At 48.9% G+C, this 23,612-nt stretch carries 17 protein-coding genes and 1 riboswitch; of the genes, 6 read left to right on the top strand and 11 right to left on the bottom strand.

Annotation, left to right across the window (positions count from 1 at the left end):
* Window positions 1–104: 104 nt before the first annotated feature.
* On the bottom strand, window positions 105–2,045 hold the full coding sequence (locus tag ACY0JR_RS12945) for a glycoside hydrolase family 2 protein (RefSeq protein WP_462634517.1): 1,941 nt from the start codon (window positions 2,043–2,045) through the stop codon (window positions 105–107).
* Between the two features lie 493 nt (window positions 2,046–2,538).
* Here ACY0JR_RS12945 and ACY0JR_RS12940 point away from each other — a divergent pair, with 493 nt between their 5' ends.
* The gene (locus ACY0JR_RS12940) at window positions 2,539–3,666 is read left to right on the top strand and encodes a glycoside hydrolase family 43 protein (protein WP_462634516.1); all 1,128 of its coding nucleotides are present in this window, start codon (window positions 2,539–2,541) and stop codon (window positions 3,664–3,666) included.
* A gap of 331 nt (window positions 3,667–3,997) precedes the next feature.
* Here the strand turns inward: ACY0JR_RS12940 and ACY0JR_RS12935 are convergent, their stop codons facing one another.
* The 4 genes from ACY0JR_RS12935 to hppD all read right to left on the bottom strand — a co-directional run bounded on the left by ACY0JR_RS12935 (window position 3,998) and on the right by hppD (window position 11,219).
* On the bottom strand, window positions 3,998–5,005 hold the full coding sequence (locus tag ACY0JR_RS12935; protein WP_462634515.1) for a PorP/SprF family type IX secretion system membrane protein: 1,008 nt from the start codon (window positions 5,003–5,005) through the stop codon (window positions 3,998–4,000).
* Window positions 5,006–5,009: 4 nt separating this feature from the next.
* Window positions 5,010–7,616, bottom strand: a complete 2,607-nt coding sequence (locus ACY0JR_RS12930) for an Ig-like domain-containing protein (RefSeq protein ID WP_462634514.1) — start codon at window positions 7,614–7,616, stop codon at window positions 5,010–5,012.
* A 680-nt stretch (window positions 7,617–8,296) separates the two neighbouring features.
* On the bottom strand, window positions 8,297–10,045 hold the full coding sequence (locus ACY0JR_RS12925; protein ID WP_462634513.1) for a phospho-sugar mutase: 1,749 nt from the start codon (window positions 10,043–10,045) through the stop codon (window positions 8,297–8,299).
* Window positions 10,046–10,118: 73 nt separating this feature from the next.
* On the bottom strand, window positions 10,119–11,219 hold the full coding sequence (hppD, locus tag ACY0JR_RS12920; protein ID WP_462634512.1) for a 4-hydroxyphenylpyruvate dioxygenase: 1,101 nt from the start codon (window positions 11,217–11,219) through the stop codon (window positions 10,119–10,121).
* A gap of 155 nt (window positions 11,220–11,374) precedes the next feature.
* Here hppD and ACY0JR_RS12915 point away from each other — a divergent pair, with 155 nt between their 5' ends.
* Together ACY0JR_RS12915 and ACY0JR_RS12910 are read left to right on the top strand one after the other, a co-directional pair.
* The gene (locus tag ACY0JR_RS12915; RefSeq protein WP_462634511.1) at window positions 11,375–11,770 is read left to right on the top strand and encodes a hypothetical protein; all 396 of its coding nucleotides are present in this window, start codon (window positions 11,375–11,377) and stop codon (window positions 11,768–11,770) included.
* 155 nt (window positions 11,771–11,925) lie between these two features.
* A complete protein-coding gene (locus ACY0JR_RS12910) occupies window positions 11,926–13,104 on the top strand; it encodes a hypothetical protein (RefSeq protein WP_462634510.1) in 1,179 nt (392 codons plus the stop codon).
* A 67-nt stretch (window positions 13,105–13,171) separates the two neighbouring features.
* Here ACY0JR_RS12910 and trpS read toward each other — a convergent pair whose 3' ends face one another.
* From trpS to ACY0JR_RS12880, 6 genes are all read right to left on the bottom strand, one after another.
* On the bottom strand, window positions 13,172–14,146 hold the full coding sequence (trpS, locus tag ACY0JR_RS12905) for a tryptophan--tRNA ligase (protein WP_462634509.1): 975 nt from the start codon (window positions 14,144–14,146) through the stop codon (window positions 13,172–13,174).
* A 97-nt stretch (window positions 14,147–14,243) separates the two neighbouring features.
* On the bottom strand, window positions 14,244–14,897 hold the full coding sequence (locus tag ACY0JR_RS12900; protein WP_462634508.1) for an alpha/beta fold hydrolase: 654 nt from the start codon (window positions 14,895–14,897) through the stop codon (window positions 14,244–14,246).
* 29 nt (window positions 14,898–14,926) lie between these two features.
* Window positions 14,927–15,721 (bottom strand): queuosine precursor transporter, encoded by a 795-nt coding sequence (locus ACY0JR_RS12895; protein WP_462634507.1) that lies wholly within the window; start codon window positions 15,719–15,721, stop codon window positions 14,927–14,929.
* Window positions 15,722–16,341: 620 nt separating this feature from the next.
* Entirely contained in the window at window positions 16,342–17,259 is a 918-nt protein-coding gene (locus ACY0JR_RS12890) for a ribonuclease Z (RefSeq protein ID WP_462634506.1), read from the bottom strand.
* A 19-nt stretch (window positions 17,260–17,278) separates the two neighbouring features.
* Window positions 17,279–17,656, bottom strand: a complete 378-nt coding sequence (locus tag ACY0JR_RS12885; protein WP_062545662.1) for an STAS domain-containing protein — start codon at window positions 17,654–17,656, stop codon at window positions 17,279–17,281.
* 68 nt (window positions 17,657–17,724) lie between these two features.
* A complete protein-coding gene (locus ACY0JR_RS12880; protein WP_462634505.1) occupies window positions 17,725–18,660 on the bottom strand; it encodes a phosphoribosylaminoimidazolesuccinocarboxamide synthase in 936 nt (311 codons plus the stop codon).
* A 203-nt stretch (window positions 18,661–18,863) separates the two neighbouring features.
* A riboswitch (SAM riboswitch) is annotated at window positions 18,864–18,978 on the top strand.
* Window positions 18,979–19,263: 285 nt separating this feature from the next.
* On the opposite strand from ACY0JR_RS12880, the gene ACY0JR_RS12875 reads away from it, so the two are divergent.
* From ACY0JR_RS12875 to ACY0JR_RS12865, 3 genes are read left to right on the top strand one after another with little or no spacing between them, the layout of a single operon-like run.
* Window positions 19,264–20,595: an O-acetylhomoserine aminocarboxypropyltransferase/cysteine synthase family protein gene (locus ACY0JR_RS12875; protein WP_462634504.1), complete on the top strand. Its 1,332-nt coding sequence runs from the start codon at window positions 19,264–19,266 to the stop codon at window positions 20,593–20,595.
* 13 nt (window positions 20,596–20,608) lie between these two features.
* Complete coding sequence (locus ACY0JR_RS12870; protein ID WP_462634503.1) at window positions 20,609–21,664, top strand: homoserine O-acetyltransferase family protein; 1,056 nt, start codon at window positions 20,609–20,611, stop codon at window positions 21,662–21,664.
* Window positions 21,643–22,890 (top strand): homoserine dehydrogenase, encoded by a 1,248-nt coding sequence (locus tag ACY0JR_RS12865; RefSeq protein WP_462634502.1) that lies wholly within the window; start codon window positions 21,643–21,645, stop codon window positions 22,888–22,890. The genes ACY0JR_RS12870 and ACY0JR_RS12865 overlap by 22 nt, the downstream gene beginning before the upstream one ends.
* The last annotated feature ends 722 nt before the right edge of the window (window positions 22,891–23,612 follow it).

Genomic DNA, 23,612 nt, shown 5'->3' with positions numbered 1-23,612 from the left:
GGCTGTCAATACTTAAACACGAAGGCATTGATATATTTAAGGGGCGTTTTTTGCAAAACGCCCCTTAAACAGGATTAACCCCAAGTAACTAAAACAACAACAGATTATTCGCTAGCCTTTTTCTTGCGGCTTTTCACCTTCTTCGTTGCTTTTTCCTCGAAGTCACGGCTACTGAGTATACCAGCCGGCACTGATAGTTCACCGGTATGGAAGTCAATCAGGCCGTTTTTCTCGTCTTCAATGTTGGTAGCCTGGGTGTAGACATCACCGGCAATGCGTCTTTTACGGAGTTCCTTCTTGAAGGCCAGAATACGGTCTGTGCGCTCTTCTGAACCTTCGGGCCCGCCGTAATCAGAGAACCCGAAACCGCCCCACTCACTTACGATCAAAGGCGTTTGCCCACGGTAGAAATACTGGTCACCAATTACCAGGGGCAGTACCGCTACATTGTCCAAATCTCCGGCCACCATTTTGTCCAGGGTCTTTTTCCACTTGGTTAGTTTTGGCGTGTAGATGTGGGCAGTGAGCAGATCAGTCTTGATTTTGCCTTCATAGGAAATGTGCTGCCAACCGTCATTGTCCACCACCAGAAACTGCGGATACCTGATCTTCATGAAGTGGAAGATATCCATGATGTATTGCCGTGTCTCGGGGTTAGTGGCAATGTCCTGCGCGCCCCAGTCCTCGTTGTACAAGCTCCAGATAATCACCGATGGGTTGGTTTCAATAAGGGCCAGCATGCGCAGCAATTCAATGCGGTGGTTTTCACGGCTGCGCTTGGTAGAGGAGTGGGGGCTGGGCACTTCCACCCACAGCAACATGCCCATCTCGTCTGCCAGGTTGTAGATGCGGGGGTCAATACCGGCAATGTGCACGCGCACCAGGTTACAGCCCAGTTCTTTCATGGCGTACATGTGACGCCGCATTTCCTCGTACGTAGCCGTGCCCGGCTGATAGAGGATGCCGTCAATGTAGATTTCCTGGTTGTTGAGGTAAATGTGCCGGCCACGGGCCTCAATTTTACGCAACCCGAAGTGTCCGGCAATTTCTGAGGCGTAGCCAGTGGAGTCTATCAGTTGGGCTTCAAATTTATACAGGTGTGGGTCTTCGGGGCTCCAAAGCTGGGCATCAGGCACCTCAATGACCACGTACTGCTGCCTTTGCCCGGCCTCCAACCTAAGTTCATAATCTGAGGTAGCCAGCGGAGTAGAGTCATCTGGGGCGTTCCTTTCAAAAATGTTAAGCCGAAGCGTATAGGTGCCCGGGTCCTGAATTCTGGTGGTGAAGTTGAAGCGCACCAAAGAGTCTTCAATAAGGCCTTGTACCCCCACTCTGGACCGCAGGCGGTTGCGCTCCACGGTTTCCAACCAAACGCTTCTAACCGCGCCGGTATAGGTCTGGTACCAGATGCCCCCGCGTTTGTACACGTGTGATTCCTGCTTGCCGCGTGGCACCTCGGCATCCATGCTGTGCGAGATGCGCACCGTTAAGTAGTTTACCGGCAACAGATGATCTTCATTTATCTCAAAGGAGAAAGAGTTGTACTCGCCGTAATGGACTTCTCCGCCTTCCACATCAGTTAGAAGCCTTCCGTTGAGCCACACCCTGGTCTCGTACCCGCAAGCCCCGAAGGTGATTTGGTAGATCCTTTTTCCGCCGCTTTCCAGTTTCTCGGGCCGCGTGAATTCCCGCTCATACCAGGCAATCAATTTATCCTGCCAGGCAGGCGTATCCAGTTCGCCTTTGGTTTTAGCCATGTGGTCTTCCACAGAGCCGGGCCAGTTGGCGGTATGTACGTATTTATGGCCCAGGTACCAGCCCTCGCGTAGTCCTCTGTCTTCCTGGTCAAGGGAAAATTTCCATTCTCCGTCTAACAGAGAGTACGTATTGGGCCGCAGAACCACCCTGGGGATAGGGTTGTCTGTGCTTTTGGAAGCGGCACTGCCATCTGCCAATTCAGCCTCAATAGATTCCTCAATTTTATTGGAAACAACTGATTCTTCAAAGCTCTCGGTTACGTTGAGGTTGAGGTTTTTAGAAGCCATACTCATGAATGTTTGTAGAGGTGTCTTGATTATCTTTTTCTTAAACGAAGATTTTTTCTTGAAAGGTTATCTTAAACTGAAATGAGACGGAATAAAAAGCACGTTGCCTCGCTTCCATTTTAAAGCTGATTTTGCCAAAATAGCTGATAAACAGGCGATTTTATTATTTTATGGATTGTCCTGTACTCTGAAGCATCTAAATGGAATGAAGCCTTAGTTGCTATTGTATTGTCCTACTTGCTTTAGATTTCATGCTGGCGTATGGTCTGGGCTCCAAGCGATGGCGCTACTGATTTGCTAAGGCCAGGTGGTATCTTCTATCAAGAGCATAAGTTTAGTCGCATCAGACTTAGTTGGTTTATCTCCAAAAGGAAGCATTGATAGAGCTTAGCAGCCCAGAAAATCTGGTGGACTTAATTTATTGAAATCGGTTGCAAAGAAGATACAGATTTGAGTATCTTCACCAAATCAATCCGAAACCACAAACAAAAACATGACGAACTTAAGAACTGCTAAGTACCTGCCCTTGGCATTTGTAGCTGCTTCCGCCTTCTTCAGTGCCTGCCAAAAGCAGACCGGGGCAGAAACGAACACCTCTGAAACAGGAACAGCACAAAGCAATGCTTCTGCCACCGCAGACTCCACTAGTTCCAAGTACCTGTCCCAACCTTTGGTAACCGATGTATACACGGCAGATCCTTCGGCGCACGTATTCAACGGTAAAATCTACATCTATCCTTCCCATGATACCGCCACTGGTACTCCGGAGAATGACAATGGCGACCATTTTGACATGCGCGACTACCATGTGTATTCCATGGATGACATTAACGGGAAAGTAACCGACCACGGGGTTGCCTTAGACGTGAAAGACATTCCTTGGGCGGCCCGTCAGGTATGGGCCCCAGATGCGGCTTATAAGAACGGGAAGTATTACTTCTATTTCCCGGCCAAAGACAAACAAAACATCTTTAGAATCGGCGTAGCCACCTCTACTTCGCCAACCGGACCTTTCAAAGCAGAGGCGAAGCCGATTGACGGTGCTTACAGCATTGACCCTGCCGTGTTCACAGATACAGACGGTACATCTTACATGTACTTTGGAGGTATCTGGGGAGGACAGTTACAGCGTTGGGCTACCGGCAAGTATGACTCTACAGCCGCACCTGAGCCAGCTACGGGCAATGCCTTACTTCCTAAAATGGCCAAAATGCGCAAAGATATGCTAGGCTTTGACGGACCCGTGAAAGACGTGCAGCTTCTGGACGAAAACGGCAAGCCTTTCCCAGCCACTAACCACGACAAACGCTTCTTTGAGGCGGCCTGGGTACACAAGCACAATGGCAAATACTACTTCTCTTACTCTACCGGTGACACCCACAACATTGCCTACGCCATAGGCGACTCGCCTACAGGACCATTCACCTACAAAGGCGTGGTTCTGAAGCCGGTGGAAGGCTGGACCAACCACCACTCTATTGTAGAGGTAAAAGGCAAGTGGTACATCTTCTACCATGACACCCAATTGTCTGGCAAAACGTACCTACGTAACATCAAAGTAACGGAATTAACCCACAACCCAGACGGCACCATCCAAACCATTACACCTGTGAAGTCTTAATTTACAGGATTCATAAAAGAAGAAAGCCCCAGCTCTTACCAAGAGCTGGGGCTTTCTTATAGGGCAACCCCAAAGAGTTGCCCTTTTCCGTTTTTACTCTATTCCCCAGAAAACAAAGGGATTTCAAGAATACGTACGGACAGGTCGCGACCTGTCCCACTCTAGCTGATCAGATTATCTGAAAATCAGCATACATAAAGGGCAACCACAAGGGGTTGCCCCTCCATTTACAACAACTATAAAAGCGCCATTTTCTGAAAAGCGGCCATAAACCAGCAGGGGCCGATTCCATAGAAATCGGCCCCTGCTGGTTTAATCACCAAAAATAGAATTAATGCATCCATCTAGGGCAGATGACTTTGCCTTTGTTGAAGAGTTTCAAACCCAGCACCACTTCATGGGTACCTGAGTTGGAGATATTCAATGGCGAGGTGTTGTAGTCATAGGAATAGCTGACATCCATGATGTGACTAATGTTCACGCCGGTCATCAAAGCGAACGCATCCTGGTTCCGGTAAGAGATTCCGGCCCAAACCCGGTCCGCATAGATAGCTCTTAGGTTGAAGTCCACTGTGGTAGGGCTGGGGTTGTTGAATTTAGCCAATACGGAGGGGATAAGGGTAACTTCCTGCCCCACGTTAAATTTGTAGCCGGCCGTGGCAATAAAGTGTTTTTGCAGCACATTGTTTGGTCCCTCGTTTTCCTCGCTGGGGTTCAGGTCTCGGTTGCTTTTAATCAGCTGCGCCCCAGAAAGGCCCACAAAGAAGCTGTTAGAATAAATCCAGGTGCCCAGGCCCAGGTCAAAGTAATTGCGGTTCACGTAGTCGCTGGAAATGGCCGGGTCTGGGCTAGTGAACGTAGCTTCTCCGGCGTTGAGGCTATTACGCAAAATGCCGGCACTGGCTCCCATAGAGACCGTAATGGTTCTGGTAATAGGCAAATGGTATGCATACGTAAGATTCGCATTGGTTCTCCGCAAGGGTCCTGTCCGGTCACTGATGACCTGAATACCAACGCCGTGGTGCGGATACGCCCGCACGAACCGGTTTTTATTCACGGTGCGGGTGCTGGTGATGCCTTTGCCCACGTTCCGGATGCTGGCCACCTGTTTGTTCAGGGGCGTGTGGGCGCTCACATGGTAGGTTTTGGGAGCACCTTCTAAGCCCACCCACTGCTGGCGGGTGCCAATCTTCACCTCGGTGTAATCTTCAATACCGGTAATGGCCGGGTTCAGCAAATAGCTGTTAATCATGTATTGGCTGTACTGCGGCCGCTGTTGTCCCCAAGCCGGGGCCGTGAGAAGCAGCAGAACCAGAAAAGCGCCTAAATATTTCTTCATCTGCTTATTTGATAATGGTGATACTGCCGGTGAAAGGCTTCTCATTTTTATTTAAATGGATGATGTAGTAGTAGGTGGCTATAGGCAGCGGATTGCCGTTGTGCGTTCCGTTCCAAGGCTGGGTGTACCCAACATCAGATTTGAATACCTGGGCCCCATAGCGGTTGAAAATCTCCACGGTAGCTTCTGGGTAGTTCTGGATGTTCTCAATCTCCCAGACTTCGTTAACCCCATCATTGTTGGGGCTGAAGGTGTTCACAATGACAATGCGCGGAATAACCGTGATGGTTACCTCATCTGTGGCCACACATTCCTGACCGCCATTGGTAACGGTTAAGGTATAAGTGGTGGTCTCAGTAGGCGTGGCCACCGGATTGGCGATGTTAGGGTTGCTAAGGCCAGTGGTTGGCGTCCAGGAATAGGTAGCGCCCGTGGCCCCGATTCCCCTTAAGGTAGTAGACTGACCTTCAATGATGGTGGTATCACGTCCTGCATCAGCGGTGATAGGGAGCACTGTAACCATGACAGAGGTACGGCGAAGGCTCACGCAGTCATTCTCATTTACAGCCTCTACATAAAACGTGGTATTGGTTTGTAACGGTGGTGTGGTAAATGGTGAACCAGAGCCAATAGGAGTTCCACCGGAAGCCTCGGTGTACCACACATAAGTGAGGGTACCGGTCCCGGCTGGATCAGGTACAACTTCCAACACAGCAGAACCACCTTGGCAGGTTGAAACTGCAGGAGCAACCACCGATGGAGTTCCCGGTAATTCATCAATGGTCACTTGTATCGCCTCTGCGGAAGGTACCGGATCGCAATTGGTGTTCCGGTACTTGGCCGTTCTGCGGTACCAGGTAGTTTGTGTGATGAAGCCAGGTGTAAACAGCGCTCCGTTAGTATTATCTGAGCCCACCGCCGGAATAAAGCCCGTGGTGGCGCTGGTGGTGCTGCTTTCCCACACGTACTCAATGTCACCGCCCAGGAGGTTGCCGGTTAAGGTAGGAACATCGCCTTTGCAGACTATCTTTTTGTCTACTTGGATGACGTTAGCGCTTGGGTCTATTTTGGGTAAAACTTCAATGGTGATTTCATTGCTGTAGTTGGGCAAGGTGCAACCCTCAAAGGTCACCGTTCTTCTGTAGATGGTAGTTTCCTGGAGTACAGGCGGAGAGTAATTCTGTTGGTCGTTGGTACCCGCAGCGGCGGTGAATGTGCCGCCAGTGGTCTGGCTTTCCCATAGGTAGATGGGTTTGGCAGTGCCTACTATTGCGTTGGAACCCGATAAGGTGGTGGGTTTGGTATCTGCGCAGATGCTTTGGTCCGTGGCAATGGTGTTGTCGAGTTCCTGCTGGATAATGTTGATGGTGAACATGGTACGATCAGCACTTTCGCAGCCATTCTCAAAGGAAGAGATATAGATTACGCGTCTGCCACTCAGAGGACCAACGGAGAACATTGGTTGCGGACCTCCCGTGTTCAAAGGTGAACCTCCGGTAGGCGCAGTGTAGAAGTTATACAGTATGTCTTGGTTGTTGGCGTTCGGGCTAGGATTAATGGTATAGGTTTCGCCTTCGCACACAAACACCTCTGGTCTGGCAATGGTAGGTTTATCCGGCAACGGATTGAGCGTGACAATGATTTCCACCGGATCGCCTGTGAGCCCGCTTGCTTTTTCGCACTCATTCGCAAAATCTACAGTAATTCTGTAGGAGCCAGCCACATTTGGAAACTGGAAACTAGGGTTGTCTGACGTGGCATCTCCGCTGATAGTTACGCCATCGAATACCGTCCATACAAAGGAATTAGGAATTGGATTTGGTGTGTTGAAATCAGGATCACCAATAAGTTGTTTCCCATTCAATGTGATGGTTGGGCCGGCAGTTGGGTCCAAACAGAATTCTAAGGGTTGTGGTTGTATTTGGGGATAAACAATAAGAACCTGCTCCTCATGCACGTACCGCCCATCTCGCTTCGCTGTAGGGTTTCGTACGTCTAGTGTATCTAGAGGGCCTTCTTCTCCTCCAGGATTACATTCTCCTTTAATCTTAAGGCGAATAGTATACTGGCCTTTTTGATAAAAGCGAATAACAGGGTTTTCAACAGTATTATTCGAGGGAGCTACGTATTCTGCAACAGTAGCAGGAACCGGCTGTTCGCTTCCATCTAAAATTTCCCATTCATAAGTTAAATTATCTCCGGTAGATTCATTCTCCAGAGTAACTATTACAGGCACTCCACATAAAGGAGGTGGTGACAGAGGAGAGTCTGGCTTCTTGTCGTTGGCGTTGAACTTGGCTTCCTGTTCAATCAGTTTCATCGTTACTACGTCTGAGGTGTCTATCCTACAGGTGGTTCCGGAAACGATAACAGTATAATCTCCGTCAGCTTCAACGGGTTGGGTGGCTTTGTTAGCACCTAAGATATTGACCCCGTTTCTTTGCCATTGGTACCGAAAACCTGGCCCGGTAGGAGTGGCAGATAAGGTAGTACCATAACAAACCGGATCAGGACCGGGAGAAGTGATGGCCGCACCGCATTGCGCATAAAGGAGATTGGAGCTACAGAGATAGACCGCAAATATCAGCAGATAGCTTTTGAATGAATGCATTCGGTTGTCTGAAAAAAGTAAACAATACTAAATCAGGTTAACATTCAGAAGAAGAAAACGGTACAGAACTATTCAGTCTGCCTATCCAGAAACAGGGGGTACTTGGGTAGATGATCCAGATATAGGGAGGTAGTAATAGTTATATCAAATAGTCTTGCTTCTTAAGTGTGGGAACCTCTTTCTAATTATCGAAAAAAAGTAAAATTTATTATATCACATTCTTGAATTCGTGAAGAAAGTGAACAGAAAGGCAAAGACTTGTAGTTCATGCCTTTTCTCAGCCATAAGTAAGGTAGCCTTGGTTAAAAATACGGGATTAAAGTCAGATGCACAATCAGGCACCGCCGAAATCTTTGAAGCCGTAGCCGTGCCACTACGCAGAGCGGTTACGTCAAAACTTTTGAAATCCTTCTATCCAAGAATACTCTATTTATAAGCGATAGTTTTCAGAAAGAAGGATAAAAGTAGACTTTATTCAGGAAGCTGCTTTAGGTCATTGCTTATCTACGTTAGTGGGTTCATGGTTAAGTTCAATTTATCTAACCCATTAAACTTTCCAGAAAGTCACAGTTTCTGACATTTAACCAATTTAAGGCCTGTTTTCACCAAAGGAGCTTCAAAACAGAAAGCCCTTCCTGTAACACACAAGAAGGGCTTTCTGATTTGAAGAAACCTCTCACTTATTTAAGGTTAAGGTCAGAGATGATCGCCTGAATTTTGTCATTCAGTTTCTGGCCTGTTTTCTCAAATTCATCGGCGGAAGCCAAAGGCTCGCGTACGCTGAAGTAGAACTTAATCTTAGGCTCGGTGCCCGATGGTCTGGCCGATACTTTGGTGCCGTCTTCGGTGAGGAACTGGAGTACGTTGGAGCTTTCCAGGCCGGTGGCGCTTTCTTCGCCAGTACGCAGGTTCCGGCGGAAGCCCGTTTTATAGTCAATCAGCTCAGTCACTTCGGAACCCGCGATGGTTTTTGGTGGATTCTCGCGCAGTTCCTGCATCATCTCCTGGATTTCCTGCGCTCCGCGATGGCCTTTTTTGGTCAAAGAGATCAGGTCTTCTTTGTAGTAGCCGTACTCCTGATACATCTGAATCATGAGTTCAAACAGGCTCTTGCCCTGGTCTTTGGCGGCGGCGGCCATCTCAGCGATCATAGCGCAGGCCGAAACCGCATCTTTGTCGCGCACGAAGTCACCCACCAGGAAACCGTAACTTTCCTCCCCGCCGCAGATGTACTGGGCCTGGCCTTCTTTCTCACGCATGATGGTGGCAATGTACTTGAAGCCGGTCAGGGTCTCATAACAGTCCACCCCGAAACCTTCGGCCACGCGGTTGATGAGGTCGGTGGTTACGATGGTGTTCACCACGTATTCTTTGCCGGTGAGTTTACCCGCTTTTTGCCAGGCCTGTAGAATGTAATAAGTAAGAAGGGCGGCCGTCTGGTTTCCGTTGAGCAGCACGAACTGGCCTTCCAGGTTACGCACGGCGATGCCCACGCGGTCAGCATCTGGGTCTGTGGCCAATACCAGCTCGGCGTTCAGCTCTTCGGCTTTCTGCATGGCCAGGTTCATGGCGTCTTTCTCCTCGGGATTGGGGTACACCACAGTAGGGAAGTTTCCATCGGGCGTAGCCTGCGCCTCTAACACGTGCACGTTCGTAAACCCGAAACGCTCCAGCGCGCGCGGCACCAAGGTAATTCCGGTTCCGTGGATAGGCGTATACACAATGCTCAAATCTTTCTGGCGCTGAATCATGGCCGGGTCAACGCTCAACGTCGCTACTTTGTCCAAATACGCCTGGTCTACTTCGTCCAGAATGAACTCTACGTTGGCCTCGTTGCGCTCAAATTTCACCTGGTCAAGGCTCTGGATTTTATTTACCTCGGCAATGATGTTTTTGTCGTGCGGCGCGGTTACCTGGGCGCCGTCGTTCCAGTAGGCTTTGTAGCCGTTGTATTCTTTGGGGTTGTGCGAAGCCGTGAGCACCACACCGCTCTGGCAGCCCAGGTGCCGGATGGCAAAGGACAATTCGGGCGTAGGCCGAAGCTCACTGAAGAAGTATACTTTGATGCCGTTGGCGCTGAACACATCGGCTACCACGTTGGCAAAATACGGGCTGTTGTTGCGGCTATCATGCGCAATAGCCACGCTTATCTGCTGGCCGGGGAAGGATTTAAGCAGGTAATTGCTCAGGCCCTGGGTAGCCATACCCACCGTGTAGCGGTTCATGCGGTTGCTGCCCACGCCCATGATGCCGCGCAAACCGCCAGTGCCAAACTCCAGGTCTTTGTAGAAAGAATCGGTTAAGGTATCAGCATCCTGGCTATCAATCAGGCGTTGCAGTTCGGTCTTGGTGTCTTGGTCATAAGCACCCTCCAGCCAAGTATTTACCTTGTTTAATACGGCTGGCTCCAGTGATAAATTGTTTTGCATAGTTTTATAGAAAAGGACGAATGCGTTTAGGGGCTGTTTTAGTGAAAACAGTCTCAAAAACGGCTATAAAGGATTATAAGTTACCCCGCAGGGCTTGTTCACGTTCAATTGATTCAAATAGCGCCTTGAAATTTCCCTTCCCGAAGGATTTTGCACCTTTCCGCTGAATGATTTCATAGAAAACAGTAGGGCGGTCTTGCGCTGGTTTGGTGAAGATTTGCAGCAGATAGCCCTCATTGTCACGGTCTACCAGAATGTTCAGGTCTTGGATGGGTTTCATATCTTCCTCTATAGAACCCACGCGTTCGGCTAAATCTGCATAGTACGAAGCCGGAACCGAAAGGAATTCCACACCTCTACGGCGCAGTTCGCCTACAGTCGCCACAATATCATCGGTGGCAATAGCTATGTGCTGCACGCCAGGGCTGTGGTAATAGTCCAGATATTCTTCAATCTGCGATTTCTTCTTGCCCTCGGCGGGTTCATTGATGGGAAATTTCACGTAGCCGTTCCCGTTGCTCATCACCTTAGACATCAGCGCCGAATACTCGGTGGAGATGTCTTCATCGTCAAAGGTGAGCAGCAGTTGGAAGCCCATCACTTTGGCGTAGAAGTCTACCCAGGTGTTCATCTCGCCCCAGCCCACGTTTCCTACGCAATGGTCTACGTGCTTCAAACCCACCGGCACCACCGGAAAAGTGCTTTTGCGCGCTACGTAGCCCGGCATGAAAGCCCCGGTGTAGTTCTTGCGCTCCACAAACGTATGAATGGTTTCGCCATAGGTGTAAATGGAGGCTATGCGCACCTCGCCAAATTCATCGGTCAGGGTCTGCGGCTCGCCCGCCGATTTTGCGCCCCGGCTGATGGTTTCCTCGTAGGATTTGTAGGCATCATCTACCCACAGGGCCATCACTTTCACGCCATCGCCGTGCAGGCGCACGTGCTCAGAGATGGGCGAGTCTGGCAGGAGGGAGGTGGTGAGCATGAGCCTTATTTTGCCTTGCTGCAACACGTAGGAGGCTCTGTCTCGTACACCGGTCTCGGGGCCGGCATACGCCACCAATTCATACCCGAACGCGCTTTGGTAAAAGTAGGCGCTCTGCTTGGCGTTGCCCACATAGAATTCAATGTAATCTGTACCGTTGAGGGGAAGAAAATCAGTGGGCTCGGCCATAGGAGAGTTTTTTTAGGGTAGCTCAGTTATAAGGACATTTTCTGTAAAAATAGAATAAATGAGCAGGAAAGAAAATAGGAATTTAGGAGGTGTATTTGGCCCGGCTACTTGCAATTAGCCGCAGATGTTATAAAATTTGTAAAAAATAAGAACGCATGAATATCCAGGAACTGAATACTGCGCTGGTGCAAATCATCCAGAAAAAGCAGGAGCTTAGCAAACTCTCCTATAACGATAACCGCTACGATGACGTGGAAGAAGAGCTGCATGACTTAGAAGACGAGTTCAACGACAACTTCGGGGAATATCTGGAGGAAGTGTTAGGCGATGTGCACATGAAAGTATGCCCAGATACTGATGTCCTGCTGCCCACCGCTTACCTGCCGGAAACCCTCAACGCCGATGAACTGAACGGCAAGCAAGGGGTTTGGGTAGAAGCCGATGCGTACCCTAACAAAGAAGCGCGTTTGGTATTGGTGCCCAGCCCTACCCGCCTTATCTTAAGCGTAGGCAAAAACGTGCGCGAAGAAGTGTGGAGCACTGAAGTGTAGTCGCACCCCAACCATAATCTTAGATTTAGGCTCCTGTGCCGGTTTCAGACCGCACAGGAGCCTTTTCTGTTGTAGGGCAGATTTACGGAAAACGGAGCGAGAATGACGCTTCTTCAGGTGTTTGTTTTTGAGGTGGAATGTGGCTAACATGTAGTATGAAAAAGCTCACCATTCTTATGGGTTTTCTTGCTTTGTTTGCTTTTGCTTCTTGTGAAAACCAGAAGTCGGCACAACAAAAGCAAGAGACAACCTCCCTGCCAAGCGAGATACCAGTTGAGGCTCCTTCAACTCTTATTGAAAAGGTTGACACTACTTATTATACCCAACACCCTTACAAAAGGAGAGAGTATCCTTACATGAGAAGGAAAAGTGAGTTTAAGGCCGGAGACGATGTCTATATCGCTAGTACGGAGGGCTATAGCCTTAATGATAGTTCATTTACCGAAATACAAAGAGACAGCGTTCAAGGGAAACTCAAGAGTGTTAGAATCACGAAAGCCCATAACCACGTCTATAAAATCCATTTAAGCAAGAATGGAAAAACGTTGTTTTCTAAACAGTTTACCAAACATGATTTTCTGAAACTGGGAAACGATGGATTTATCATTGAAAGTGTACCCATGGCTGCCGAGTTTAGAGGAGTCACCGAAGATGGAAGGGTATTGTTTGACATTAGGTTTGGTCTGCCGGAAAGTGATTTTGGTGGCATTTCCTTTTTCTCCACTGACTTGAAAGGGAACCTGTTACAATTAGAAAGCTATAGCAGCACCGGCGGAAACGGCTGTGATGGGATTGTGCACACAAGCCCTAACCGTAGGTATTTTCTAAACTGCCACACCTTATACGGGCCTAAAGGGTACAAATTCAAATTCGGCAAGCCAGACATGGTCACCGCTGAGTTTATCTCAGATACTTCTTTCTTCGCTTTGTATGACTATGTGGAACATTCCTATGACAAGGAAAAGAAAGAATGGGATACTAAATATGACCGTGAATCAAATAACCTGATTTTCTACCATATAGACGGTAGGCAGCTGGCTAGTTATAGGTATGACGGCTTTTACAATGAGCTTGATTATATGGCCCCTGTAATTCTATTAAAAGATAATAATGTTCTTTTTATGTTAGATGAGGAGAAAAAGCAGGTTCACTCTTATTCAACGGAGAATCCAACTACATCTAAAATTTTGTCCTTGCAGGAAATCTCACAATTAAAGAAACGTGCAAAGAACAAGGCTTGGAAGGAACTTCCACTGGAATCTTTCCTTGGGAAGAAGTATTTTTTCTACTTCTCCTCTGATACCTTGAAAGCCTTCTATGTAAAAGAGGGATAAAACCAGAAAGCCGATGCTACACAGCATCGGCTTTCTGGTTGTTACAAAAATGCTACTTGTAATTCAACTAAAATCCCAGCTTTTCCCGAACACGTTGCAGAACCGGGGCTCCAATGGCGCGGGCTTTGGCGGCACCTTCGGCAAGTTTTGCGTCCACCTCTTGTAGGTTGTTCATGTAGTAGTGAAAACGTTCGCGCGGCTCAGCGTACTTGGTAAGAATGAGGTCATAGAGTGCTTGCTTGGCGTGACCGTAGCCATACCCGCCCGCCAAATAGTTCTGGCGCATGGTCTCTATCTGCTCTTCGGAAGCCAGCAGCGAATACAACTTGAAGGTATTATCCGTTGCCGGATCTTTAGGGTCTTTCAAGGCCTTGCTGTCTGACACAATGCTCATGATGCGTTTCCGGAGTTCTTTGTCTGGCAGGAAAATATCAATGGTATTGCCGTAAGATTTGCTCATTTTCTCGCCGTCTATGCCCGGCACCGTCATTACGGTTTCGTCTACCTTCACCTCTGGAATTACAAACGTTTCGCCGTAGATGTGATTGAAAGAACTGGCTACATCACGCGTAATTTCCAGGTGCTGGATCTGGTCTTTCCCCACGGGCACAAAATTGGCATCGTAGAGCAAAATATCGGCGGCCATGAGAATAGGGTAGGTGAACAAACCGGCATTCACTTCAGACAATCCGCGGCGGGCCGATTTATCTTTGAAGGAGTGCGCGTTCGCCAGCATAGGATACGGCGCGAAGCAACTCAGATACCACGTCAACTCGGTAGTCTCAGGCACATCTGACTGACGGTAAAAAATATTTCTATCCGTATCAAACCCGAAGGCGAGCCAGGCGGCGGCTACAGCATACGTGTTTTGACGACGTTCCTGTGCATCTCTGATAGAAGTGAGCGAATGTAAATCTGCAATGAAATAGAGCGATTCGTTTTCTGAACTTCTGGAAAGCTCTATTGCGGGAAGAATGGCGCCTAACAGGTTGCCCAGGTGCGGACGGCCACTGCTTTGGATGCCGGTGAGAAATCGTGCCATGTTCTACGTAAAGTTTGTGCAAAGAAAGCGATTGCCCGGCAAACAGGAAAGCCTTTCTGTTTAAGAGTCGCTTTTCAGGAAAAGGCAAGAAAACGCGTTAATGCAGATGCTGGTTAATCAGGTCGCTTACTTCTTCGGCCCGACCCATGACCATGAGGTGTTCCCCGCCTTTTACCACATGGAGGTAGGGGTACGCAGGAACTGGCAGTACTTTATCGGCATCGCCGTGAATAGCCACCACATTCTCCGTTGAAGCCTCATGCCGCCAGTGCAGGATTTGATGCAAAGACCAGCGCAAAAACGGAATGTCGGTTTCTTGAATAATTGCGCGTAAAATGCGTTTTTCCTCTTTGGTGTGAGCCCCAAAAAGCCAATTAGCCAGAGCCATCCAGTGCTTGAACAAACCCAACGGAACCCATTTTTCCATCTGCAGGAAACCGGCTATTCGGTAGTGAAGCGGCAACTCACGGGTATTGGCCAGACTGGAAAGCAGAATCAGTCGTTTCACCGGAATCTGCTTCGTGATTTCCTGAATAACCATGCCCCCGAAACTCAGCCCTACAAGAATAGGTGGCGCTTGACCAGGCTCTATTTGCCGGATGAGTTTGGTGGCGTAAGAAACCAGATTGTCCTGCGGTTCCGGGGTAATCCACTGAATCACTTTTGGGTTAGGGTGAGCTAACTGTAGGAACTGGAACAAGCGTTCATCTGCACAGAGACCACTTAGGAGATACAACGGAGGTTGGGGCATGTCAGAATCTTACGTAAAACAGAATTAACTCAATCTTTCGAAATAAACGTCTCCATGGGTACGTTCCTATCTCCGGCCAGGTAGCGGTCAATCACTGCATGGGCCATGTAGAGAAGCGGGGTGAGGACCACGGCTACCGTAAATTTGTAGAGATAGTTAATTACCGAAACCGATAGTACGGTTTTCAAGTCCCAGTCGCCAAAAATGTAAAAGGCAATAAACAGCACCACCACGGTATCTACTAACTGCGACACCAACGTAGAACCCGTGGCCCTAAGCCAGATTTTACGGTTTCCGGTCAAGTGCTTCAGCCAATGGAAAACGTGGGCATCCAGCAATTGGCCCAACAGGAAAGCCACCAAAGATCCCACTATAATGCCCAACCCTTGCCCGAATACTTTGCTGAAAGCATAGTTCATGTCAAAAGGAGAGCCGTTAGGCCCCTGGCTGTTTACTTCCTGCCAGAACTGGGCGGGCGGCAAAGCAGTAGCCACCACAATCACCAGAAAGGCATACGCAATGAGCGCCGCCGTTAAGTAACTGATCCGTTTTACGCCCTCTTTCCCGAAATACTCATTAATAATATCGGTGGTGATGAAGACCACTGGCCAGATAATCACCCCCGCCGTTAAGTTGAAATCCAGTTTGGTGCCCATCACCGGAATCTGCGCCCCACCTACCCCAAAAAGCCCTTCCCCCGAGAAAATCTTCACCCCAATCAATTCGGCTAGCAAGGCATTGGTCAGAAATATACCACAGAGCACCATAAAGAGCTGCCGTTTCCTGAAGCCCATGTCGGAAGTGGAAGAAGTAGAATGCAGCATAGTCCGCAAAGAATAAAGCAAATTTGGAAAAATGGAACTGTAAAGATGGAAGAAAGCCGGTAATATTCAATGAAGCGAGGTATAGCCGTTTTCTACCTGATTCTTGAAAAGCAGGCCAGAAATGAAAGTTGCGCCCCTAGTTAAGATGAATACTTCTTCAGTAATCTTGAAAGCGAAATTTAGATTTGAAGGAACAGAAGAAGATCAGCAATACGTGGTTTCGCTGCGGTGCAGCGAGGGTAGTCTGGAGACTACCCGGTATCTGTAGGCGCGAGTCTCCAGACTCGCGCCAGCGTCTTTTTTGTTTATCGGCTCTTTTCAGCAAAACAACCTTAAAACCTACTCGTCTCTTCTTCCCACGCATTTCAGTTTCCAGCCTTTCGCTTGAGCGCCTAGAGTTCGACGACCTGTGAGCGTTAGCGAAGCAGGTGAGGAGAAATCACAGCGCGAGGGCGGAAGGCGGGGCCTCGCGGCCGTGAGCGCTCATCGCCAAAATGAAACAACACAGCACCTGCACTCACGCAAAAAGCGATTAAGCCAAGGGAACAGCAAACTGCATGCACCACGAAAACAACAGGAAAGCCAAGGCAATAGGCATGCCCCCAAAGCACTCAAAACCTCTACTCCAACACACTAATCGTTTTCCCCTCCGTCGCCAGCGCCGTATTCGGGAAAATAGCCTGGGCCTCGGCCAACAACGGCGAAAGGTCTTTATAACGTGCCGAAAAATGACCGATGAGCAAACGTTTCACTTGCGCTTTTTCGGCAAAGGTGGCGGCTTGGGCAGCGGTACTATGGAAGGTGTGGGTGGCTCTATGCTCCAGGTCACTTAGAAAAGTAGACTCGTGGTACAGCAAATCTACCCCGGTAACCTGAGACAGAATATCTTCTTTGTACTTAGTGTCAGAACAGTACGCGTAACTGCGGCTGCGCTTTGGCTCAGTGGTCACATCCTGGTTGCGCACCAGAACTTCCCCTTGCTCATTCCGGATATCCTCGCCCCATTTCAGCCGAACCAGTTGGGGAGGTGTCAGGAATTCAGGGAGCTTACCTTTGAGTAAATGGCGGGGTTTGGGTTTTTCTTTGAACAGATAACCACAGCAAGGCACCCGGTGCTGCATGGGCAGCGTGTGGACCGTGATGTGCTTGTCTTCAAAGATTTTTTTACAAACGGTGGTGTCTACCTCCACAAAATTGATGTGGTAGGGAAGTTGGGTACCGCCGTATTTGAATTGAAGGGTAATGATTTCGGCCAGGCCTTTGGGGCCGAAGAGGTTGAGGGGGCCGGTGCGCTGCTGCAGGTGCATGGTAGAGAGCAGACCGGCCAAGCCGAAGTAGTGGTCACCGTGCAGGTGACTGATGAAGATATTACAAATGCGCTGATGCTTTACTTTGTAACGCATCAGCTGCATTTGTGTACCCTCGCCGCAATCAATCAGGTTGATCTGATTGCCAACCGTAAGGAGTTGTGCGGTATGATTTCGTTCAAAAGACGGGGTGGCAGAGGAGCTCCCAAGTATTTTCAGCTCAAAATCCAAACTGCGGCCCGTTTAGAAACTATTCTTCTTTTTTGGTGAGATCGCTCTCAATCTCGTGTAGGAAAACACGGTCAATGCCTTCTTCTACGGTAGGCAGAATGTTCAGAACAGACTCCAGTTTAGAGATCGTGATCAGCTTGGTCACGTGCTCTTGCAAGCCAGTTAAAATCAAAACTCCTCCCGAAGAGTTGCAAAGACGGTTGGCAATCAGGATAGAGGAAAGTCCGGAAGAATCGGTATATTTTACGTTGGTAAGATCCAGGATCAGGTTGGTGATACCTTCTGCATTCAACTTCACAAACTCAGACTTCAAATCAGGCGCGATTGTGGTGTCCAGTTTTTTTTCATCTATGGTGATGATCGTGTAATTTTCTTTTTTATCGATTGTGTACTTCATAAGTAACAGCAAAAAGGTTTGGAGTGCGAATGTACCAATTATTGGTGGAATATCTGTAACAAAGTAATCTAAAAAATGTTGGCCGCAATACTTTCCTGGAGCGTATGTGGCTGGCTTGCATAATCTTGCGGAACAAACTTTCTGCCTAACAACTGCTCGTACAATTCTATGTAACGCTGCGAAATCTCAGTTATTTTTTCGTCTGTCATTTCCGGTATCTGCTGTCCTTCTTTTCCCTGAAACCCGTTCTCAATGAGCCATTGACGTACAAACTCCTTTGAAAGTTGCCGTTGCGGCTCTCCCGCATTTTGTCGCGCTTCATAACCCTCTGAATAAAAGAACCTTGAAGAATCAGGCGTGTGTATTTCATCTATCACATAAATGATGCCATCTGCTTTCCCAAACTCATATTTGGTATCTACCAAGAGCAGTCCGCGTTCAGCAGCCAATTCTGTGCCACGTTTGAACAGGGCTCTGGTGTACGCTTCCAACTGCAGATACTCCTCTTCAGGCACAATGCCTTGGGCTAGAATCTCTTCCCTGGAAATATCTTCGTCATGCCCTTCAGAAGCTTTGGTGGTAGGAGTGATGATGGGCTCCGGGAACGGATCGTTTTCTCGCAACCCATCGGGGAGCGCAACGCCACACAAGGTGCGTTTGCCGGCACTATACTCGCGCCAGGCATGCCCCGCCAGATAACCTCTGATGACCATCTCTACTTTAAACGTTTCGCACTGTCTACCAATAGTGACATTAGGAGCCGGTTGGCGAAGAACCCAGTTAGGCACCACGTTAGCCGTAGCCTCCAGAAAAGAGGCTGCAATCTGATTTAGCACCTGGCCCTTGTAAGGAATGGCCCGCGGCAACACCACGTCAAACGCCGAGATACGGTCTGTGGCCACCAAGGCTAATTTATCTTTGAAATAATAAACGTCCCGAACCTTGCCCCGGTAAAAGCCGGTCTGTTCTGGAAAATGGAAATTGGTTTCTTTTAGAGCTTGCATGGCAGTTGACTAACAGCGGCAAAGTTAGAAAAGGATACAGACGGGGCAAGGATATTTCACTTCTGAAAGACACATTTGTGCTTCCCTCCATTTACTAACATTTGTTGGGATTTTAAAACTTTTTACAAAATATTTCGATATTTATTTGGTGCTAAAGATTTCGTTAATAGATTTGCAGCATCAAGTCAATTATTCCGGTAGTTGATTTATAAAGAAGAGCGGAGAGACAGGCTCAATGAAGCTCTAGCAACCTACCAACCGTGTAAGGTGCTAATTCCTGATCCCAAGGGACATATTGCCACTTGGGGAATATAAATTGATACGAAGATGGAAAAGCAATTCAACGCCACTTCTGACAATGCAGCGCCGCGCCTGACCATGGCGGCAAAAGGTAACACACCAATTATTAGTATCCCTTCCAATATGCGAATGTGCACTATGTCTGCCACAGACATTTGTTGCTGTTGTCGCTAAACCCCTCTCATAAAGTTTAAATCTTTTGCTTTTAGGGGCCTGACGCGCAGCGGCAGGAGGAAACCTGTTGTCTGTCTGTTTTCTGGCTCTTGTTTTTGTTCAATTTTCCAATTGTAACCGGCTATTATCATGTCTAATTCATATCGTTTTGAAACCCTTCAGCTGCACGCTGGTCAAGAAATAGACCCAACCACTCGTTCACGGGCGGTTCCCATTTACCAAACCACTTCCTACGTTTTTGAAAACGCCGAGCACGGCGCTAACCTATTTGCCTTAAAGCAATTCGGAAATATCTATACCCGCATCATGAATCCCACCACCGATGTGTTCGAAAAACGCATCGCGGCCCTGGAAGGGGGAGTGGCAGCCGTGGCGGTAGGCTCCGGGCAGGCGGCGCAATTCATTGCCTTAAACAACATCTTACAAGCCGGTGACAATTTTATTGCCTCCAGCAATTTGTATGGCGGTTCTTACAACCAATTTAAAGTAGCTTTCAAGCGCTTGGGCATAGAGGTGAAGTTCGCCAAGAATGATGAACCGGCTACCTATGCTTCTTTGATTGACGAAAACACCAAAGCTCTTTACTTGGAGACCATCGGGAATCCGCGCTTCAATATTCCAGATTTTGAGTCCATTGCCGCAGTGGCCGCTGGGCACAACCTTCCGTTGGTAGTAGATAATACCTTTGGAGCCGGTGGATATCTGTTCCGTCCGTTGGAGCACGGGGCCAATGTAGTAGTGGCTTCGGCTACTAAATGGATTGGTGGGCACGGCACCAGCGTAGGGGGCGTGATTATAGACGGCGGTAACTTCAACTGGGGCAACGGTAAATTCCCGCAGTTCAGTGAACCGTCTGAAGGCTACCACGGCCTTAACTTCTGGGAAGTATTTGGGGCCGGTGGGCCGTTCGGAAACATTGCCTTCGCCATAAGAGCGCGGGTAGAAGGGCTTCGGGATTTCGGCCCGGCTTTGAGCCCCTTCAACTCTTTTCAACTAATTCAAGGGTTAGAAACGCTGTCGCTGCGGGTTGACCGCACCGTTCAGAACGCCCAGGCCTTGGCCGAGTGGCTGGAGCAGCATCCGTTGGTAGAGAGCGTGAATTATCCGGGGCTGGCGTCCAGCCCTTACCATGAACTCGCCAAAAAATACCTGAAACGCGGTTACGGAGGTGTGTTGAGCTTCAACCTGAAAGGCGGCAAAGAAGAGGCCGAAGTGTTTGTGAACAGCCTGGAACTAGTGAGCCACCTGGCTAACGTAGGCGACGCTAAAACGCTGATCATCCATCCGGCTTCCACCACGCACCAGCAATTGAACGAAGAAGAGCAACTTTCAGCGGGCGTGAACCCTACGCTGCTGCGCGTTTCGGCGGGAATAGAGCATTTAGATGATATCAAAGCCGATTTTGAACAGGCATTTGCCAAAGTGAAGATACGGGAACCGAAGTTGGAGGCCTCTTTATAAGTGAGTAACAGCCATGTTGAAAGGACGCGTTTTTGAATATACAAGTGAATTCACGTTGGAGTCCGGGCGAACTTTGCCCGGCTTCCAACTCTTTTACACTACCTGGGGCACCCTCAACGAGGACCGCAGCAATGTCATTTGGGTGTGCCATGCCTTTACCGGCAACGCTTTTGTGAAAGACTGGTGGGGAGATTTATTTGGCGAAGGGAAAACTTTTGACCCAACCCAGCATTTTATTGTGTGCGCCAACTCGCTGGGTAGCTGCTACGGCTCTACCGGTCCGCTCAGTTTGAATCCGGACACCGGCAGACCTTACTACCATTCTTTCCCAACGGTGACCAACTTAGATGTGGTGCGGGCGTTTGACGCCCTACGGCAGCATTTAGAGATTGAACAGTTTGAAGTGTTGATAGGCGGTTCCATTGGCGGACAGCAGGCGCTGGAGTGGGCGGTTGAAAACCCAACGGTTACCAGACGACTGGTTCAGGTGGCGGCCAATGCCCGGCAAACTCCATGGGCTATTGCCTTGAATGAAAGCCAGCGCATGGCCATTGAGCAAGATGTAACCTGGCAATTAGCAACAGACACTGCCGGACTGGAAGGCATGAAAACCGCCCGTTCCATTGCCTTATTGTCATACCGCAATTATAACGCCTACAACCAGTCCCAAAAGGAAAGTTCTTCTAAATTGAAGGACATCTACCGGGCAGCCACGTACCAGCAGTATCAGGGCGAGAAACTGGCGAAACGCTTTAATGCTTTCTCGTACTGGCACCTCACCAAAATGATGGACAGTCACCACGTAGGCCGCAACAGAGGCACCCTGGAAGAGGCTTTGCGGCAAGTGCAGGCTGAAACCCTGGTGGTGGGTGTAGACACAGACCAATTATTCCCCCTCAATGAACAAAGATTTGTTTCCAGACATATTCGTAACGCCACTTTTCAGGTCATTCATTCTGAAGCCGGACATGACGGTTTCTTGTTGGAGACAGACCAGTTGCGTCACGTACTAGATACTTTTTTAAAGAAAAAACAACCTCGAAAATCATGGATTCCCACCGTCTTCTAAAAATAGGTTTATTTGGATTTGGCTGCGTAGGCCAGGGCTTGTATGACATCCTCTCCCGCGAAGAGTCGCTCCCTTACAAAGTAGAGCGCATCTGCGTCAAAGACCCAAACAAACTGCGGCCGCTGCCGGCAGAAAGTTTCACCTATGACTGGCAGGAAGTACTGCAGGACCAGAGCCTGGACATTCTGGTGGAAGCCATCAGTGATGCCACTGAAGCCTACACCATTGTGGCCGAAGCCCTGCGGAAAGGCAAAAAGGTAGTTACGGCCAACAAGAAACTGGTCGCCTACCACTTGCCTGAACTGCTGGCTTTGCAGCAGGAGTTTGGCGGTACGTTGCTGTATGAGGCAGCGGTGGCCGGTGGAATTCCCATCATCAGAACAGTAGAAGAGTATTTCTCCAATGAACCGCTGGAACGGGTGCACGGCATCCTGAACGGTTCTTCCAACTACATTCTGAGCCAGATTTTCAAACTGCAGAAAGGCTACGCCGAAGCTCTGAAGGAAGCCCAGGACAAAGGCTTTGCCGAACTGGACCCCTGGTTAGACGTAGCCGGAGCCGATGCGCGCCACAAATTGTGCATCCTCACCGCCCATGCTTTCGGGAGAACTATCGCCCCCGAGGAAGTCGCTTTCTTTGGGATTGATTACCTGAGCGAACAGGACGTGGCGTATGCCAAACAGAATGACGCTGTCATTAAAATGGTCGCCTCTTCGCACCTGACCGCCGATGGGGAATTGGTGCCAGTGGTGCTGCCCAGCCTGGTTGACACCTCAGATGATCTGTTTGTGGTGGAGCAGGAATTCAACGGCGTAGTAGTGCAAGGTACCTACTCAGGTCCGCAATTGTTCAAGGGCCGCGGCGCGGGCGGGCATCCTACCGGAGCCGCCGTGTTATCAGACATTGTTTCTATTAGCCAAGGCTATTCTTACGGCTATAAAAAACTGCACAAAACCACCAATGCCCCGGCCTTGGCGCTGGATTTTGAATTTGAAGTGTACCTGCGCAGCAGTGAGCCTGATCTGGTAGTAGCCCTAGGTTTGTCTAATCTGCAAAACGTGCAGCGGGAGAATGACACGTTCAGCGTTATTGGTACCGTTTCCCTAGGCAACCTCATCAAAGCACAAGACCAAATTAGAAGCGCGGGCGCACACATCATGGCCTTGTCCTCTGATTTTGTAGGTGCGCATGCCAAGAAGGAAAAGGAAAAAGCAGAGTTGTCTTAAGTAGATTTTTGGAAGAAGTAAATAGTATAGTCAACGGTGTAAACCGTTCATAAAAGGAGGCTTGTTTAATTTGTTCGTTTATTGACGCAGACACCTGGCATCAGCCGGGTGTTTTCGTTTTAGCGCAGTTTTGAGGAAAGGAGGGTTGAAATGGAGAAGATTAGCTTCAATTCGCACTAGTACAAAGCTTTCAACAAAACTGGCACCAGTCTTCAGACTGATGTCTGGAGATATTGGGTGGTCTTCGAAACCAAGCATTGCTGTAATTAAGGCTGGCAAATCTGTAGACCAGTTTTCACCACCCCGTCCTCCGGACACCCCTCCTAAACTAGGAGGGGAATTTACATGCCGCATGCAGCCGCTTTGCCGTTTACTCAAAAGACCTCATAGTGTCTGAAAGACCTGCGAGCGTCTGTGCCAATAACCTTTCCGTTACGCCAATCGGGAGATTGGCTGTCCACTAGTGCGTAGAGCGCTGACGCTAACTCTACGCACAGCAATTCTAATTGTGGTACGGCGAGTCTGAAGACTCGCTTCATCCTTTGTCACGAGACTGAAGTCTCGCGCCAGTTTGTTTATAGATCCTATTTCTGAAAAGGGACCAGAAACGCTTTCCTCATCGACTTGCGGATAGGAACATTAAACTCCAGCTAGGGGAATGAGAGTATTTCCTATCACCAAACTATTCAGAAAAAAGAACCTCCGTTTTAAAGCTGTTTTCC

This window comes from Rufibacter sp. JT3400010 (assembly GCF_054956755.1).
This window is presented reverse-complemented; position numbering and strand designations above follow the sequence as displayed.